10 protein-coding genes are annotated in these 17,003 nt (G+C 57.4%); 8 read left to right on the top strand and 2 right to left on the bottom strand.

What is annotated here, in order from left to right:
• Window positions 1-11 precede the first annotated feature (11 nt).
• The 4 genes from ACO6TI_RS31345 to ACO6TI_RS31330 all read left to right on the top strand — a co-directional run bounded on the left by ACO6TI_RS31345 (window position 12) and on the right by ACO6TI_RS31330 (window position 4,465).
• Entirely contained in the window at window positions 12-1,520 is a 1,509-nt protein-coding gene (locus ACO6TI_RS31345; protein ID WP_422385353.1) for a sugar ABC transporter ATP-binding protein, read from the top strand.
• Complete coding sequence (locus ACO6TI_RS31340; protein ID WP_035900640.1) at window positions 1,517-2,524, top strand: ABC transporter permease; 1,008 nt, start codon at window positions 1,517-1,519, stop codon at window positions 2,522-2,524. The genes ACO6TI_RS31345 and ACO6TI_RS31340 overlap by 4 nt, the downstream gene beginning before the upstream one ends.
• 72 nt (window positions 2,525-2,596) lie before the next feature.
• The gene (locus tag ACO6TI_RS31335) at window positions 2,597-3,541 is read left to right on the top strand and encodes an ABC transporter substrate-binding protein (protein ID WP_055113315.1); all 945 of its coding nucleotides are present in this window, start codon (window positions 2,597-2,599) and stop codon (window positions 3,539-3,541) included.
• 69 nt (window positions 3,542-3,610) lie between these two features.
• Window positions 3,611-4,465 (top strand): fumarylacetoacetate hydrolase family protein, encoded by an 855-nt coding sequence (locus ACO6TI_RS31330; RefSeq protein ID WP_104700977.1) that lies wholly within the window; start codon window positions 3,611-3,613, stop codon window positions 4,463-4,465.
• 14 nt (window positions 4,466-4,479) lie between these two features.
• Here the strand turns inward: ACO6TI_RS31330 and ACO6TI_RS31325 are convergent, their stop codons facing one another.
• Both ACO6TI_RS31325 and ACO6TI_RS31320 read right to left on the bottom strand, forming a co-directional pair.
• Window positions 4,480-6,696 (bottom strand): CHASE2 domain-containing protein, encoded by a 2,217-nt coding sequence (locus ACO6TI_RS31325; protein ID WP_055113311.1) that lies wholly within the window; start codon window positions 6,694-6,696, stop codon window positions 4,480-4,482.
• A gap of 51 nt (window positions 6,697-6,747) precedes the next feature.
• Entirely contained in the window at window positions 6,748-10,686 is a 3,939-nt protein-coding gene (locus ACO6TI_RS31320; RefSeq protein WP_422384059.1) for a M10 family metallopeptidase C-terminal domain-containing protein, read from the bottom strand.
• A gap of 388 nt (window positions 10,687-11,074) precedes the next feature.
• Between ACO6TI_RS31320 and ACO6TI_RS31315 the strand changes: the two genes are divergently transcribed.
• From ACO6TI_RS31315 to ACO6TI_RS31300, 4 genes are read left to right on the top strand one after another with little or no spacing between them, the layout of a single operon-like run.
• Entirely contained in the window at window positions 11,075-12,433 is a 1,359-nt protein-coding gene (locus ACO6TI_RS31315; protein ID WP_350183629.1) for a TolC family outer membrane protein, read from the top strand.
• A gap of 10 nt (window positions 12,434-12,443) precedes the next feature.
• Window positions 12,444-14,690: a type I secretion system permease/ATPase gene (locus ACO6TI_RS31310; RefSeq protein ID WP_422384058.1), complete on the top strand. Its 2,247-nt coding sequence runs from the start codon at window positions 12,444-12,446 to the stop codon at window positions 14,688-14,690.
• A complete protein-coding gene (locus ACO6TI_RS31305) occupies window positions 14,674-15,981 on the top strand; it encodes an HlyD family type I secretion periplasmic adaptor subunit (RefSeq protein ID WP_350183631.1) in 1,308 nt (435 codons plus the stop codon). Before ACO6TI_RS31310 ends, ACO6TI_RS31305 begins: the two co-directional genes overlap by 17 nt.
• Window positions 15,982-16,016: 35 nt before the next feature.
• A complete protein-coding gene (locus ACO6TI_RS31300) occupies window positions 16,017-16,745 on the top strand; it encodes a transglutaminase-like cysteine peptidase (RefSeq protein ID WP_422384057.1) in 729 nt (242 codons plus the stop codon).
• Window positions 16,746-17,003: the final 258 nt, after the last annotated feature.

Raw genomic sequence — 17,003 nt, 5'->3', positions numbered from 1 at the left:
CAATCGTCAAAATGACAGGCATCGAAAAGCGTTTTCCGGGCGTGCATGCCCTGAAGAACGTGCAGTTCGAGCTGGAGCCGGGTGAAGTGCATGCCTTGATGGGTGAAAACGGGGCCGGCAAATCAACGCTGATGAAGATTCTGGCAGGGATCTATCGGTCTGATGCGGGCGACCTGTCCATCGACGGTGAAAGCGTGGAACTCGATTCACCGCGGGCTGCGCAGGACCGTGGTATCGGCATCATTCACCAGGAACTCAGCCTGATGAACGATCTCACCACCGCGCAGAATATCTTCATCGGCCGGGAACCGCGCAAGAGTTTCGGCAGGCTCGATGAGAATGCCTTGAACCGGAATGCAGCCGAGATCTTCGCGTCGATGAACCTCAATCTCGACCCGAAGGCGAATGTCGGCAGCCTGACGATTGCCAAGCAGCAGATGGTGGAGATTGCGAAGGCGCTTTCCTACAAGTCACGTGTCTTGATCATGGACGAACCGACGGCGGCGCTCAATGATGCGGAAATCTCCGAACTCTTCATCATCATCAACCGTCTGAAGGCTGAAGGTGTCGGTATCGTCTATATCAGCCACAAGATGGATGAGCTGAAGAGAATTGCCGACCGTGTGACGGTGATGCGTGACGGTGAATATGTTGCAACCGTCGGCGCGTCGGATACTCCAATATCCAAGATTATCGCAATGATGGTCGGCCGGGAGGTGAACGAAGAGCCGGTTGATGTGCCTGATCTGTCAGAAGCGGAGATCGCGCTCGAGGTGTCAGGCCTGTCGCGCGGCAAGGACATCCGAGATGTCGGATTTTCGCTGCGCAAGGGCGAGATTCTCGGGTTTGCAGGGCTCATGGGTGCGGGGCGGACGGAAGTCGCACGTGCCATTTTCGGCGCAGATCCGCGCGATGGCGGAGACATAAGGGTTCACGGCAAGGACGTGTCCGTGACGACACCGCACGACGCTGTTGCCGCCGGCATCGGTTATCTGTCCGAAGACCGCAAGCATTTCGGCCTCGCGACCGGAATGAATGTCCGAGACAACATTGCCCTTGCCTCCCTGGACAAGTTCACCGGTCGCGGCGGCGTCCTTGACGATGACGCGATGCGCAAGACCGCGCAGGACTACATTCGAAAACTCGGCATCCGCACACCGTCCGATATCCAGGAGGTCAGGCTTCTGTCCGGAGGCAATCAACAAAAGACAGTCATTGCCAAATGGTTGCTGAGGAACTGCGATATCCTGATTTTCGATGAACCGACGCGCGGCATCGATGTTGGTGCCAAATCGGAAATCTACAAGCTGCTGGAAAGCCTGGCTGAGGAGGGGAAGGCGGTAATCGTGATTTCCTCCGAGTTGCCGGAGATCATGCGGCTCAGTCACCGGATCGCGGTGATGTGCGAGGGACGGCTGACCGGCATTCTGCCCGGCGGCAAGGACACAACTCAAGAACAAATCATGCAGCTTGCCACGCAGCGCGAGGCAGCGATGCAACCGACGGGGGAAACACCTTGAAGACCGTGGAGGAAACGAAACCGGTCAATCTGCTTTCCAGATTGACCGATACCGGAGCGCATCAGAAACTGCTTGCCTTCGCGTCCCTGATTGCATTGCTGATCGCATTTTCGATCGCGTCTCCGAATTTCATGCAGACCTCGAACATGATCGCGATCCTGCAGGCCACCTCGGTGAATGGCGTTCTGGCGATTGCCGCAACGCTGGTGATCATCACCGGTGGCATCGACCTGTCGGTCGGCACGCTCATGACGTTCTGTGCGGTGATCGCCGGTGTCGTGCTGACCTATGCCGGCATGCCGTTGCTGCTTGGCGTGATGGCGGCCATCGCGGCCGGTGCCCTTTGCGGACTGTGTTCGGGAACGTTCGTCGCCAAGATGAAAATCCCGCCTTTCATCGCAACGCTCGGCATGATGCTTATCCTGAAAGGGCTTTCCCTGGTGATTTCGGGAACGCGCCCGATCTATTTCAACGATACGCCCGGTTTCGACCAGATTTCGCGCGGGTCGCTGATCGGGGAGATTCTTCCCTCGCTGCCGATACCGAACGGTGTTCTCATCCTGTTTCTCGTGGCAATGGCGGCAGCTTACATTCTCGGCCGCACGGTTCTGGGACGCTACACATTTGCGCTTGGATCGAACGAAGAAGCGGTCCGCCTGTCAGGTGTGAATACCGACGCCTGGAAAATGGCGATCTACGCTCTTGCCGGAGGCATCTGCGGCATTGCCGGCATTCTGATCGCGTCGCGTCTCAACTCCGCCCAGCCAGCGCTCGGGCTCGGTTACGAGCTGGAAGCCATTGCGGCGGTCGTGATCGGCGGCACATCGCTTTCTGGTGGTCGCGGAACCATCATCGGAACGCTGATCGGCGCGTTGATCATGGCCGTTCTGACCAATGGATTGCGCGTCCTTTCGGTCGCCCAGGAATGGCAGACGGTCGTGACCGGCGCAATCATCATTCTTGCCGTCTATGCCGACATGGTCCGGCGCAGACAGGCCAAGTGAAAACCAAGAAGAGAGCGGTCGACGTTCCAGACAAACAGCAAATAACTGAAACGCATAAGAGGAGGAGATTTCATGATTTCACGTCGTTTCGTAATTGGCGCCATAAGCGCGCTGGCAATGTCCATCCCAGCCACATCCGCTCTTGCAGACGAGATGTACATTCCGCTGGTATCCAAAGGCTTCCAGCATCAGTTCTGGCAGGCCGTCAAGCTGGGTGCGGAAAAGGCGGCGGACGAGGAAGGGGTACGCATAACCTTCGAAGGTCCGGATAACGAAACCATGGTGGACCGCCAGATCGACATGCTGTCGGCCGCCCTGGCCAACAAGCCGGTTGCGATCGGCTTTGCCGCGTTGGACAGCCAGGCAGCGATTCCGTTGCTCCGTCAGGCCCAGGAAGCCGGTATTCCGGTTGTTGCATTCGACAGTGGCGTCGACAGCGATATTCCGGTAGCCACAGCGACCACGAACAACGTTGCCGCAGCTTCGCTTGCCGCCGACAAGATGGCCGAGAAGATCGGCGGAAAAGGCAAGGTCGCAGTCGTCGCTCACGACCAGACGAGCCGGACGGGCATCGACCGCCGGGACGGTTTCGTCAATCGTATCGGTGAAAAATATCCTGACATTGAAATTGTCACCATCCAGTATGGACAGGGCGATCATCTGAAATCGACCGAAGTGACCAAGGCGATCCTGACAGCGAACCCGGATCTGAAAGGAATTTTCGGAACCAACGAGGGATCGGCAATCGGTGTCGTCAACGGTGTCCAGGAACTCGGCAAGGACGGATTGGTCATCATCGGCTACGACTCGGGCAAGGCTCAGAAAGAAGCGATCAAGAGCGGTGTGATGGCAGGGGCGATTACCCAGAACCCCGTCGGGATCGGTTATGAGACCGTCAAAGCCGCCGTTGCCGCATCAAAAGGCCAAGACGTACCGAATCTTATCGATACGGGCTTCTTCTATTACGATGCATCCAATATGGATGATCCGGAGATTGCCGCAGTTCTTTACGACTGATTGGCGAAAAGACAATTCGATCCGCCGGGATAACCGGCGGATCGTCAGCACATAGGAAAGATCTGTTACATGAAACTGCTGAGATACGGACCCGTTGGGGAAGAAAAACCCGGGTTGCTGGATAACGACGGGCGTGTACGGGATCTGTCCGCGCATGTGAACGATATTTCCGGTGACACCTTGCTGCCGGATGCAATTGCAAAATTGCAGGCTCTGAACATTTCCGACCTGCCACTGGTCGATGGGCAGCCGCAACAGGATCTGCGCCTGGGTGCGTGCGTTGGCAATGTCGGCAAATTCGTCTGCATCGGTCTGAACTATGCGGACCATGCCGCCGAATCCGGACTGGACGTTCCGCCGGAACCGGTGGTTTTCGGAAAGTGGACCTCGGCGATCGTCGGACCGGATGACAATGTGGAAATTCCGCGCGGTTCGGAGAAGACCGATTGGGAAGTCGAACTCGGTGTCGTGATCGGCAAGGGCGGAAAGTATATCGACGAAGCCGATGCCTTGCAGCATGTCGCGGGTTTCTGCGTGATCAACGATGTCTCTGAACGTGACTTTCAGCTTAACCGGTCCGGAACGTGGGACAAGGGCAAGGGCAGCGACACCTTTGGTCCGCTAGGCCCCTGGCTGGTAACGCCGGACGAAGTCGGCGATTTCGACCAGCTTGCGATGTGGCTGGAAGTTGACGGTCACCGCTATCAGAACGGGTCGACCGCAACGATGGTCTACAAGGTGCCGCACCTCGTCAGCTATTGCAGCCGCTTCATGAGCCTGCAGCCCGGTGATGTGATCTCCACCGGCACACCTCCGGGTGTCGGCATGGGGCAGAAACCGCCTGTCTATCTGAAGGGCGGCGAAGTCATGCGTCTCGGGATCGACAAGCTGGGGGTTCAGACCCAGAACGTCAAAAACGCCTGAGGCCGCGGCCGGCCCTACTTGGTTTCGGCAACATAGACGCCGTCCCAGTCAGACGGGGGTGGCTCCTTTGCGAAACGCTCGATCCGCTCGCCGAACGTTTCTGCCAGATTTGCGAAATCGCTGTTACCCAGGTCAATCAATGCGGCGCACAGCGATTTTGCACGCTCCCAATCCTGTTCACGATAGGATTCGAGCATAGTTTCGAAATGTGACCTGGCCTCGCGGAACGCGCTGCTGCCGGCATAGGCTTCGTCTCCCAGCAAGGTAAATATCCGTTCCGGTTCCTGCTTGCCCTTGACCCTGATGAGGTCGACTTCACAAACGGCGAGCTTTTCCCTCACCGTCCGGGCGGTGTTGTTGCCAATCAGCGTGGTGACCCCGTAAGCCTTGGTCTGACCTTCCAGACGTGACGCAAGATTGACGGAATCGCCAAGGACCGAATAGTCGAAGCGGAATTCGGACCCCATATTGCCGACGACACAGTCTCCGGTGTTGATGCCGATCCCGACATTCAGCGGAAAGAACTCCCTGCCTTCCTTTTCGGCTTCCTCCTTGCGTTCGAGATTGATTGCACGCATGCGCTCAACCATGATCAGGGCTGCCTGGCAGGCATGGAATTCCTGATTGTTGTCATCAAGAGGGGCGTTCCAGAACGCCATGACGGCATCGCCCATATACTTGTCGATTGTGCCGCGCTTTTCCATGATGCCGTTCGAAAGCGGCGTCAGAAACCGGTTCATCAGTGTGGTTAGTCCCTGGGGATTGTCAGCGAAGCTTTCAGATATTTTCGTGAAATTGCGGACATCGGAAAACAGGACCGTCATGTTGCGCCGTTCGCCCCCCAGGGCAAGGCTTTCAGGGTTCCTGGCGATCTGTTCAACGTAGTCGGGCGCCAGATACTGGCCGAATGCCGAACGGATTTCCTGCCGCTGGATTTCCTCGCGGCGATAGTTGATGAAGACCAGTAGAAGAAATACGCAAAAGCTTGCAAACAGCGGGTACCCGGCGTCCAGAAGCAGCTTCTGGCTGGCAAACATGTACCAGCTTCCGGCAACCCAACTCGCGGCAAGAACGAAGCCGAAGGCGAGGACCGGCAGCGCACCGAGTATGGGAACCAGCAGGACGGTCAACAGGGACAGAGCCGTCGTTGCAATCAGTTCCGCACCCAACGCATAGTTCGGACGTGTCAGAAATGACTGGCTTAGAATGTTCTCCAGAATTTGCGCATGAACCTCCACTCCCGGCATGGCCGGATCCAGCGGTGTCGCCTTCAGATCGAGCAATCCGGTAGCGGATGGTCCCATCAAAATGAGGTGGTTCTTGATCCTGGTGACGTCAAACTCACCACTGACAATGTCGGACGCCGAAACGTAACGCTCCGCATTCGACGGCGTGTAATGAACCCAGATCCGCCCGTTGCGATCCGTGGGGACTTCGACACCGCCGACGACCAGTCCACTGATACCCGCTTCGTCACTTTTGACCGCGAACGCGTTTTGCCCTGTAGCAACACGCAGGAGCTCAACACTCAGCGCCGGCTGGATCTGGCCATCGGCCAACGCAGTCAGTGCCGCACGCCTGACGATGCCGTCCGGGTCCGGGTAGATGGAAAACAACCCTTTTCCGGCTGCGGCCTCTTCCAGTATCGGGATATTCCTGAGAAGTTTTGGATAATTGAACATGACGCCGGTCGGGTCCGGTCCCAACAGGGCAACCGGTGTCTGGCTTTGTTTCGGGCGACCGGTTTCGACAAAGTCGACACCGCCTGCCTGTCCGACGACGACGCGCGTTCTGCGCATGGCATCGCTCATGATCTTGTCAGTGCTCGGAAGCGCGGCCAGTTCGTCTTTCAGTGTTTGGCTGAGACCACCGATGGATTTGCTGTATTGGTCGGGTGACAGGCGATCCGGCTCTGGGAAGACGATATCGAAGGCCACCGCGATCCCGCCGGCCTGCGCGATGTTCTGGAGGATGGTCGCAAGGGTTGTCCGCGCCCAGGGCCACTGACCCAGTTCGGCAAGGCTTTTTTCGTCGATATCGACAATCGCGACCGGCAGATCCTGGTAGTCCCGCGGCTTGAGGGTCTGGTAGAAGTCGAAGGTCTTTAGTCGAACGAGCTCGACAACCAGGGGATCAAGGACCCGGACACCCAACAAGACAAGGAGCAAGAGGACGGCCGATAATCGTGCACTCCCGAACAGGAATGCCAATTTGCCGATCCCGCGTTTCATGTGGGAAAAATACCGGTGGCACTCGGCATATGGAGTTTGCCTTGCGAATTATCAGGCGACAATCGTGTCGGTTGCCTGAACCCCGTTATCTGAAAAGACAAAGTCAATGATTCCCCCTGCTTCAACGGACTGAAGCACGGCGACGTCTTTGAAGTCGTTCGCGGTGCCGGTGCCGTCTCGATCGACGCTGACAACCGCGCCGTCTCCCCTTTGTTCGACATCGACATAGTCGCCAACCTCTCCGGTGTTGAAATTGGCATCCAGCAAGGAAGACAAATCCAGCCGATCTTCCCCGCTCTTGAAATCGACAATCATGTCGGCAAGGTCGTCGTGTGACAGCACGAACGTGTCCGCACCGCCGCCACCGATCAGTGTATCCAGCCCCGCACCGCCATCAAGTGTTTCGCCAAGACTGGTGCCGATGAGGAGATCGTCCCCTGCGCCACCGATTGCACTTTCGATGACCGTTCCGAAGGCAATCCCGATGTTGTTGGTCATGCCGTTGGCAGATGAATAGGAACCCGGATTGAGGTCAATGATCGCAGGTGCATCCCAACCGGAAAAATCAAGTGCATCGACCCCGGCAGCGTCGTAAATCGTCAGAACCGGGTCCCTGTTGACCGCGAAATCATGAACGGTGCCGGTTTCCGAGCCGTTGAAGCCGTAGACCGTGTCTCCGCTGCGTGTTTCTTCGTTCGCGCCGTAGGCCAGCTGAACCGTCGCGATGTCCTCAATCATGGGGGTCTGTGCGTAGATCCACGATCCCGCATCGTTCCACCAGTGCGCACCGAGGGTGTCAGGCGAAACCGAAGACATGACGCTTTGTGCCTGCGTCAGGTCCGGAGACGGATGATCAAGACCGATGGCATGACCGGTTTCGTGGAGCAAAGCGAAGAAGCCATGGGAGCCTGGTTGCGGGGAAATTATCTCGGCGAAGTCCGGATTGGTAACAATCGTGCTGCCGCTTTCGGTCTCAAAGATTTCGGCGAAAGAGACGCTTGTCGAATTCAGGAACCTTGCCGTCGGCGTTTCAGCCACTGCCGCTTCTGCTACCGCGAGACCTGAAACGTCCGCCCAAAGAGACAGAGCGGCAACGGCTGCGGCTTGCTGCGCGGGCGAATAACTTGCCAGTCCGTTGTTCGCAGGAGCGACGACGGGAAACGCATAGGTGACCGTGTTTGCCGGCAGAGTTTCGTGCAGCGGAACGCCGGTTCCCGTTGTTTGCATTGCGCCTGCAACCAGGCCATTTGACAAGGGCGCCGTCTGATCAGAAACCGGCGCATATCGGAGCGGGATACCTGCGGCAGCGCTCCCGGTTCCGACAACATCGACTGACGCCGTTGCGGACGCAAACCCGCCATTTCCATCCGCAATCGTGTATTGGAAACTGTCGGTCGCCGTTTGTCCTTCCGCAAGAAAGGCAAAGGCAGAACCGGTATCGTAGACAACTTCGCTGCCAACCAGTGAAATGCTTGCTCCGAACGCGCTCGTTGAAGAAACGCCTTGGAGACTGAGCGTGTCTCCATCCGGATCAGATGCGTTTTCGAGGAAGCGGATTTGTCCGAAAGTCTGCGTCGCGCCTGCCGGGACACCGGTTCGGATCAGCCCTGCATTTCCGATGACCAGTCTTGCGCCAAGAGCGCCATCATCATTGGTATCGACACTGCCGATCCCGAATTCGATCTGGAAGTTTCCTGTGTTCGGGATCTGAATCTCCACGGATTTCACTTCACCGGACACATCGACGGGAGTCGATTCGCGAAAGACCTGGGTTCGTGCACCGGTTTCGACATTGACCAGCTCGGCCGTGTGCAAAGCCTCGTCGGCTCCGAAAAAGGACCGATATTCAATACTGACATATTCACCTGCAAAGGCGGTGAACGGGCTGCTGATCAAGGATGGTCCGGCAGCTGCGGCACTTTCAGAACCGTCCGACGAAGCGTCGAGCTGACCGGAAAATTCGACGACGGCAACGATGATGTCATCGGGAATGAGGGAACCGGACTGCGCGACATCGAAAGCCGTGACATAGGATCCGGCGATGAACTCTCCATTCGGACCGGTCTCGGGCCCGACGACCTGTTGCCAGTTCGCAAAGCCGTCATTGAAGCTGCCGTTGAGGGTTCCGGGTGGACTCAGATCGATATCCGGCGCAACCGGATCGTCATTGAGGCCCAGAACCTCAATCGTGACCGTCGCGGGTACTTCCGAAACCAGTCCGGTGCTGTCCACTGCGCTATATTGAAAGCTGATTTCCTGGGATGTGCCAGCCGTCAGATTGTCGAAATCGCCATTCGTCCCGAATGTGAACGTGCCGTTGTCGAAGACTTCGAGTGTGCCCAGGGATGGCTCAGACAGTGCAAAGAGGGTGAGGGTATCGCCTTCGTCCGGATCGTACCCAACGAAGGGTGCCGAGATGCTGCCGTTTTCATCTACGGTGAGATTGATATCGAAAACAGCCGGTGCATCCTCCACAGGTTCGATTGTTACAGGAAGGTCTGCCAGGAGTGTGCTCTCTCCGTCGAAGACTGTCAGACTCAATCCACCTGTTTCACTGTTCGGGGAAGGCGTATATGTCATGCCCGAAAGGGCAGCATTGATGTCCGCTTCAGTGCCGCTAAAGGCGACCGTCTCGTCATCGAAACCGTCGCCCTCAAGGAACGTCAGTCCGGTAATCCGGGCGAGCGTGACTGTGGATCTCGCGACAATTGTGACTGTGCCTTCGCCGTCTCCCGGAATCTCGACATTCAAGCCACGCAGAGTGATCGCCTCGTCTTCCAGGGTGAAAAGGTCGGGCGGCAGGACGACAGACAGATCGTCTCCGCCGGTGTCGGGTATGGAGCTGTCGTCGAAAGGCACAGTCGGACCTGGATCATCCGACGGGTCGCCACCGCTCGAAGATGCGGGCGCTTCCGGCACCAGAGGTGAAGACCGGCTTCCACTTCCCGAACCTGTGGGGATGTCTCTGCTCAGTCCCCCGTTCCGGTCGCCCAGAGGAGACAGGTCAGGATCGGACAGATCGGGAACCGGGCCGCCGAAAAGCTGATCAAGTCCGGCATCCGTCTGATCCGGTCCCGGCGCGTTTTGAGCGCCATCGTCACCGTCATCACTGCTCTGCTGTCCGAGACCGGCTGCGGAATAGGCGTCAAATGCCTGCTGCAATTGACCTTCAACGGATGCTGACTCGGCTGGCGTTCGCGGAGTGACAACGGGGGCTGTTCCAGCGGACTGAATGAAATATGTCGCGTCGGTCGAGTCGACGGTTCCAAGCAGTTGACCGGAAATTCGGTCAAACAGCTGATATGACCCGATCAAACCGTTCGGATCGACGGCCAGTGCAAATCGTGTCGCGCCATCCAGTGCATCGATTTGCACGATAGGAGTTGTCCCCCTGATGCCCATCGTGGCGGTCGGCGTTTCGACCCGCATGTCGCCGGTCGGAGCCACTTGCCCGGTGACGAACACGAAGCTTCCCTGCACCAGGTTCATTACCATGGAGTTTCCGGAACCGTTCGGCGTGTAGATCAGCTCGTCCAGAACCATACGGGCGCCGGCTGACAGGGAGAACAGGGTTTCATCAACAAAAACGATCACCAGGGAAGAGTTCTCGGCCGTTTCCACGACATCTCCCTGAAATACAGGATCACCCGAGGAGAGCGTCACCGTGGTGCCGTCAGTTCTCTGCGCGGTAACGGTTCCTGCAGAGGTCTGCACGTTTCCGATCGGAGCGCCGGCAAGACCGGAGCCAGCCTGCGCATACTGTCCCGGGGCCAGGGGCCCCGCCAATTGTGCGACCGTGTCACCTTCAAGGACGGCACCATTTGCCGCAACCAGATCAGGCAGCTTGTCTTGCCGAAAGTAGTTGGCGATCGTCAGGGAACCGTGTTCGGGATGGCTGATCAGCAGATCCGATCCCTGCCTGGCATAATCTCCGCGAAACAGAAGAGGAGCATCCACAATGGGTGGCAGGGGAACTGCCGCGTCTAGCACCGCAGTTTCTTTTGTATCCGACGATGATATTCCGGAGTTCGGAATGTTCGACACGACCCACGCTCACCAGTATGTCAACTATTAAAGGAAATGCGGACGTTAAACCCAAATATAGGCTTAACACTTTTTTAACAAAAAATCTTTGCTGCGTCCAAATAAACTGCGTTATGGTTATTTGGTGGGTTGAGCAAATTATAATCTTTCTTGTTCAATGTGGGAAAGTGCCGTTAAGTTAGTTGTCTTGGTTGGAAAAAGAGCTTTCCGATTGAATTGGTTCGTTGGCGTTTGGCAGGGTGGAATGAGGTGCAGGACTCAATTTGAGCTTGTAGGTGGGAGTTTATCCTTTCAGGATCCACGTCCGTTTGCCTGTTTCCGGCGCTTGATAGGTGTGACGGCGCTATCCCTGTCCGCGATTGTTTCTTTTTCGGTCGATGCTTCCGCAATGACGCTGGAAGAAGCAATCGCGCGAGCTGTAACCACAAATCCGCAGGTTCTGGCTGCGGCTGCAAACCGGCGTTCTGTTGATTACGAATATGATCAGGCGCAGGGCGCCTATCTTCCCTCCGTGGATCTGGAAGCTTCCTTCGGTGCGCAGTATATCGACCGGCCCAATTCGCTTGAGGTCACGGACAATCGTGAATGGCGAAATGCAAGGGATGCCACACTGATTGCACGCCAGGTGTTTTTCGACGGATTCGCGCGGGCAAACGAAATCTACCGGCAATCCGCGCGCGTTGACGGATCAGCGGCACGTGTCATGGAGCGCGCCGAGTTGATCGGTCTCGATGCAACAGAAGCGTTCCTCGATGTATTCCGGCACCACAGGATCCTGAGGGCCGCAGATGCAAACATTCGCGAGCATGTTCGGCTGCTCGGAATTGTCCGTACCAAAGTGCAGGGCGGGTCGGCGACAGAAAGCGAATTGCGTCAGGCGGAAGAGCGGGTTGCAGCCGTTCACGCGGTGCGCGCGGATGTCTTGAGAGAGCTCGGTGCGGCCAATGCCCGGTTTGAAAGCGTTATCGGTGTCGCGCCACCGTCGCTCAAGTCCCCCCGGCGACCGAAGTCTCTTCCCGCGACCCAGGCCACTGCCATTGCCACGGCGCGCAACAACCATCCGTCACTCCGGGCCGGGTCTGCCGATGTCGACGCGGCAGCGGCCGATTATGACAAGTCCCAGTCACTGTTCCTGCCCAACCTGGGTGTGGAAGGGTTGGCCTCTGTCGGTGAAGATCTTGACGGAACACCGGGCCGAAACAATGAATTTGCGGTCCGCATGACCATGTCCTGGAACCTTTTCAACGGGACGATCGATACCAGCCGGCGACGCCAGCTTGGTGAAAAGGTCACAGAAAGCAAAATGCAGCTGGATCATCTTCGGCGATCTGTCGATGAAAGCGTGCGCAGATCCTGGAGCGATATCGTCACCAACGACATCCGTCTCAAGGCCCTGCGGGAGCAGACGGTTGCCGCTGATGCCGTTATCAAGAGTTACGAAAAGGAATATGAAGCCGGGCTTCGGGATCTCCTGGACCTTCTGATAGCGCAAAATTCTGCCTTTACCTCTCGTGTTCAGCTCATCAGTTCGGAAACAATCTCCGTGTTCTCGCGCTACCGTCTACTCGCCTCCACCGGAAGTCTTCTTGCATCTGCCGGTGTATCCGCGCCTCCGGAGAGCCAGGCAGGGTCTGCGGAGGTTCCCTGGTTTGTGGGTTCCAGGGGGCTCATAGAACCATTGCGCAAGTGGTGAGGCGGTTGTTGTGGATGGAGGGGAGCCGACAGTTCGCCTGGGTAGTCATCCTGCCGCTCCAACACAGGTGACGAGTTCCGGGGACCCCGCTCGCGACCAGCATCCAGCATCCAACGGTCTTCTGGAGGCTCTCGTCAGGGTCGCCCGGTATCACGGCCTTGTTGCCAACACGTCCGAACTCTCGCGTGGTCTCCCCGTCGGGGAGCAGGGGCTTGCAGTCAGCAGTCTTGAAGAAGCAGCGCGTCGGCTTGGGCTCGCGGTCCGGATAGAGCAACTCGATGTTGCCTCTATTCCGGTTGTCACGCTTCCGGTGATTGTTCTTGTGGAAGATGAGCCGGCAGTCGTTGTGGAACAGATTGACCGCTTGGCTGGAACCGCCCGGATACATTCTTCTTTTGAGCCCGGGGGTGTTCGAAATGTGCCGCTGTCCTCATTTGAAGGATTGAAACTGCCGGTCGTAGCGTTTGTCGGTCTTATGCCTTCACAGGCGCAGGCCGAGGCTTCACCGGAAACACCCAAGGACTGGTTCTGGTCTGCCGTGCGCCGGTTCTGGCCCAACTATACTCAAGTCATCATTGCAGCTTTGATCGGCAACCTGCTTGGCCTTGCCAGTCCTTTGTTCATCATGAACGTCTACGACCGGGTCATACCCAATCTGGCAATACCGACACTCTGGGTTTTGACGCTTGGTGTCCTGATCGCGTTTCTGTTCGACTTCATCTTCAAGATGCTTCGCATGAAAATCGTCGATGAAACCGGCAGACGCGTAGACATGGCGGTTGCCGGCCGCATGTTCGATCACTTTTTAAGACTGAAAATGGTGGCGCGGCCGGCGTCGACCGGTGGAGTCGCCAATCAGGTTCGCGATCTGGATTCCGTGCGAGATGCTCTGACGTCATCAACGGTCATTGCTGCGACCGATCTTCTGTTTATCGGCATTTTTGTCTGGGTGATGTGGTTCCTGGTCGGACCGCTGGCCTGGGTTCCGGCGTTTGCCGTTCCGGTCGTGATTGCCGTGACCGGTCTTGTTCAGGTTCCGCTGTCAAGGGCACTCTCGGAAAGCCAGAGCGATGCCGCGCGTCGTCAATCGATACTCGTCGAAACGGTGTCTTCTCTGGAAACCATCAAGGTGAGTGGCGGAGAAAGCTGGTTCCGCCGGGCCTGGGACCGGGCGGTCGCTGCCGCCAGCCGTTCGACCACGAGGGCAAGATACTGGGCAAATGTCGCGGCATCCTTCACCGGGGTGGTGTTTCAGCTTGTTTCGATCGTGATCGTGGTCTGGGGCGTGTTTCTGGTCCTGGAGGGCCGGATCACGGTGGGCGCCCTGATTGCTGCCAACATCCTGGCGGGACGTGTTCTTGCGCCGCTCAACAACATTTCTCAGACACTGGCGCGCCTGCTTCACGCACGAAGTGCGCTCAGAAGTCTTGACGTTCTGATGAAATCGGAAACAGAAGGAGGCGTGACCGCTCGTGACCTGAACTCATCGGGGAATGCAAGGGTCGCCTTTCAGAACGTTTCCCTGACCTATCCCGGAAGTCGTGTTCCTGCTCTGGAAAACATCAGTTTCACGGCTGAAACCGGTGAAAAAATCGGCGTTATCGGGAGGGTGGGATCCGGCAAGAGTACGCTGGTGCGCATCCTGTCCGGTCTTTATGAACCACAATCGGGCACCTATTTGCTGGGTGGCATCGACACACGCCAGTTTTCTGCCGCCGACCTGCGGTCGACTGTCGGATTGTGCCTGCAGGATGCCGAGCTCTTTACAGGTACCTTGCGTGAGAACATCCTCATGGGGGCCCCCAACGCCAGCGCATCCGAGCTCGAACGGACCGTGCACCTGGCAGGTGTTGATTTTTTCACGTCGCGCCATCCGGACGGCCTGGATATGCATATCGAGGAGCGTGGAAGAAGTCTCTCTGGCGGACAACGGCAGGCAGTCGCGCTGGCCCGATGCCTGATCCGGTCACCGAAAATCATCTGCCTGGATGAACCGACCGCTTATCTCGATATCATGTCGGAGAGGCAGTTGTGCGCGCGACTCAAGCAGATTGCGAATGAAGGCATCACGCTCTTTATCGCAACACATCGTGACGGGCCTCTCGATCTGGTCGATCGCATCCTGCTGCTCGACAAGGGCAAGCTTCTGATGGACGGCCCCAAGGACGATGTTGTCTCCCGCCTGAAGGCAGGTGCACAGGCAGGACACAAGACTTCTTCTTCAAGTCCGGGAGGTGGTCATGCCCCGGATGGATGAGGATTTTGCCAACGATGTGCGCGCGGCGCTGGAACGGCGAAACAACGCCGGCATCTGGGGTCTTCTTCTGGCCATGCTGCTTATGCTTGGCGCTCTTGTCGTCTGGGCCTATTTCGCCAGGATCGAGGAAGTCACAACGGGCGACGGGCGGGTGATCCCGTCCAGCCAGATTCAAATCGTGGAATCTCTGGAAGGCGGGCTCGTTGCGGAAATCTTCGTCAGGGAGGGTGATGTTGTTGATGTCGGCGAACCGCTGATAAGGATCGACGATACCGACTTTGCGGCCAATCTCGGAGAGCTTGAGGAGCAGCGAAACGCGCTTGTGATAAGAGCCAGGCGCCTGGAAGCGGAGGCCCACGGCGAACTTCTCGTTCTGGATGAGAGTGATGCCGGCCGACCCGCATCGGCCCGAGAACTTGCCTTGTTCAACGCACGCCAGACCGCATTGAAGCAGGAGCTTTCCGTCATCGAACAACAGCTTTCCCAACGGAAGCTGGAAAAGGTTGAACTCGAAACGCGCCTTGTCAGCGAACAACTGTCTTCAGAATTGCTGAACGAGGAACTGCAGAGCGCTCGCAAACTCTCGGAAGCAGGTGCTTATCCGAAGATGGACCTCCTGCGGCTCGAACGCGAAGCCCAGGGGGGCAAGCTGGAAGTCGAACTTCTCAATGCCTCCATCCCGCGGTCGGAAGCGGCTATCACGGAAGCCTCGGCACGTCTTGAAAGCGCGGTTCTTGGCTTTCGTGCCAAGGCACATGAAGACCTGACGCAGACATTGAACGAGCTGACAATCCTGGACGAAACGATCAAGTCGGCGAGCGACAAGGTCAATCGCACTGTGCTCAGGGCGCCAGTGCGCGGGATCATCAACAAGTTCTCGGTTGCCACGATCGGTGCTGTGGTCTCACCGGGAGAGAACATCTCTGAACTCGTCCCACTTGATGACACTCTTCTGATCGAAACACAGATCCGGCCACAGGATGTAGCGTTCCTGTTTCCGGGACAGGCCGCCCGTGTGCGTGTCACGGCATATGACTATACAGTCTATGGAGACATTCCAGGTGTCGTTGAGCGCATCGGCGCGGATACGATCACCAACGAAGAAGGCAATACCTTCTACAGGGTGATCTTGAGAACGGACCGGAACTGGCTCGGGTCGGAAAGCAATCCTTTACCAATAATTCCGGGAATGGTCGTCAGCGCTTCGATCTTAACCGGCGATAAAACGGTTCTCGACTATCTGTTGAAGCCAATAATCAAGGCACGCTCGGAAGCATTGCGCGAAAGATAAGCAAGCATCGTCGTGCCTGAACAGGGCAGATGTCGATGCGAGTTTCTTTCGGTTTTCAGCCGGTGCTGGTGCTTTTGTGCATCCTGGGCGCAAGTGTGGGAGCGCTGCTTCCATCGCAGGTACATGCGTTCGAATTCAGGTTTGCGGCCGGTATCGGAAAACATGTAGCGCCGAACGGGCAGAGGCAAGTTGCCGGTTCGCGTCTCGTGCCCGTCCATTACTCACAGCCAGACCGTGAGCTGAAACGAAGCTCAGGTACGGTTCTCGCGCGGCGCTGGGCGATGACACGGGCGCGGGTGCAGACCGAGGCCGATTGGTTGCAATCTTGTGAAAAAGGTGCCTGCCGCGACTGGCGTGCAGCGACCTGGCGGAAGCTGGTTTCCCGGGTCGAGGCCGTGCCGCGTGCAGGCCAGCCCGCACTGGTCCAGGAGATTGTCAATGGAAACATCAGGTATCTCAGGGACGAGGCAACCGACGACCATTGGGCAAATCCACTTTCGACGCTGCTTCGCGGTGCAGGTGACTGTGAAGATCATGTTCTCCTGAAACGTGCCGTTCTGACCGCAGCCGGGTATCGGGAAACCGATACGCGCCTTCTCATTCTTGAAACAGCGTCCGGCGCAGGGCATATGGCGCTGGAAGTCGATGCCGATACAATTCTTGTTCTGGACAACCGGTATCGATCCCCAAGGACTGAACTCTCGCTCGCCGGAGACCGGGTTGCGGCGATCGCGACGGATCGGGGATATTTTTCCGTTAGGTAGGGCGCCTGTCTTTGACAGGTCGACGAGCGAGTTGCTTCGGTTGGTGTTCGTGGGAACGGACGTTACCGTTCTTCGAAGTCCTTCGGCAACGACAGCGGAGCGTTTTCGTGCCTGCTGCGGCCGTTAGCTCATGCTCCCGCCACAATGGAACTCAAAGAGCGTTTTGCTGTGACCCGTTGCGGTCAGATGACCTGATCCTCCGCCTTGGCCGACAAGGAGACGCCCCGCGCCCTGGAAAGATATCTTGGAGTTTCTATT

The organism is Roseibium album, from assembly GCF_965233825.1.
Classification (GTDB): Bacteria; Pseudomonadota; Alphaproteobacteria; order Rhizobiales; family Stappiaceae; genus Roseibium; species Roseibium album.
Note: the sequence above shows the minus strand (reverse complement) of the source record. Positions and strands in the feature narration are given on the sequence as shown.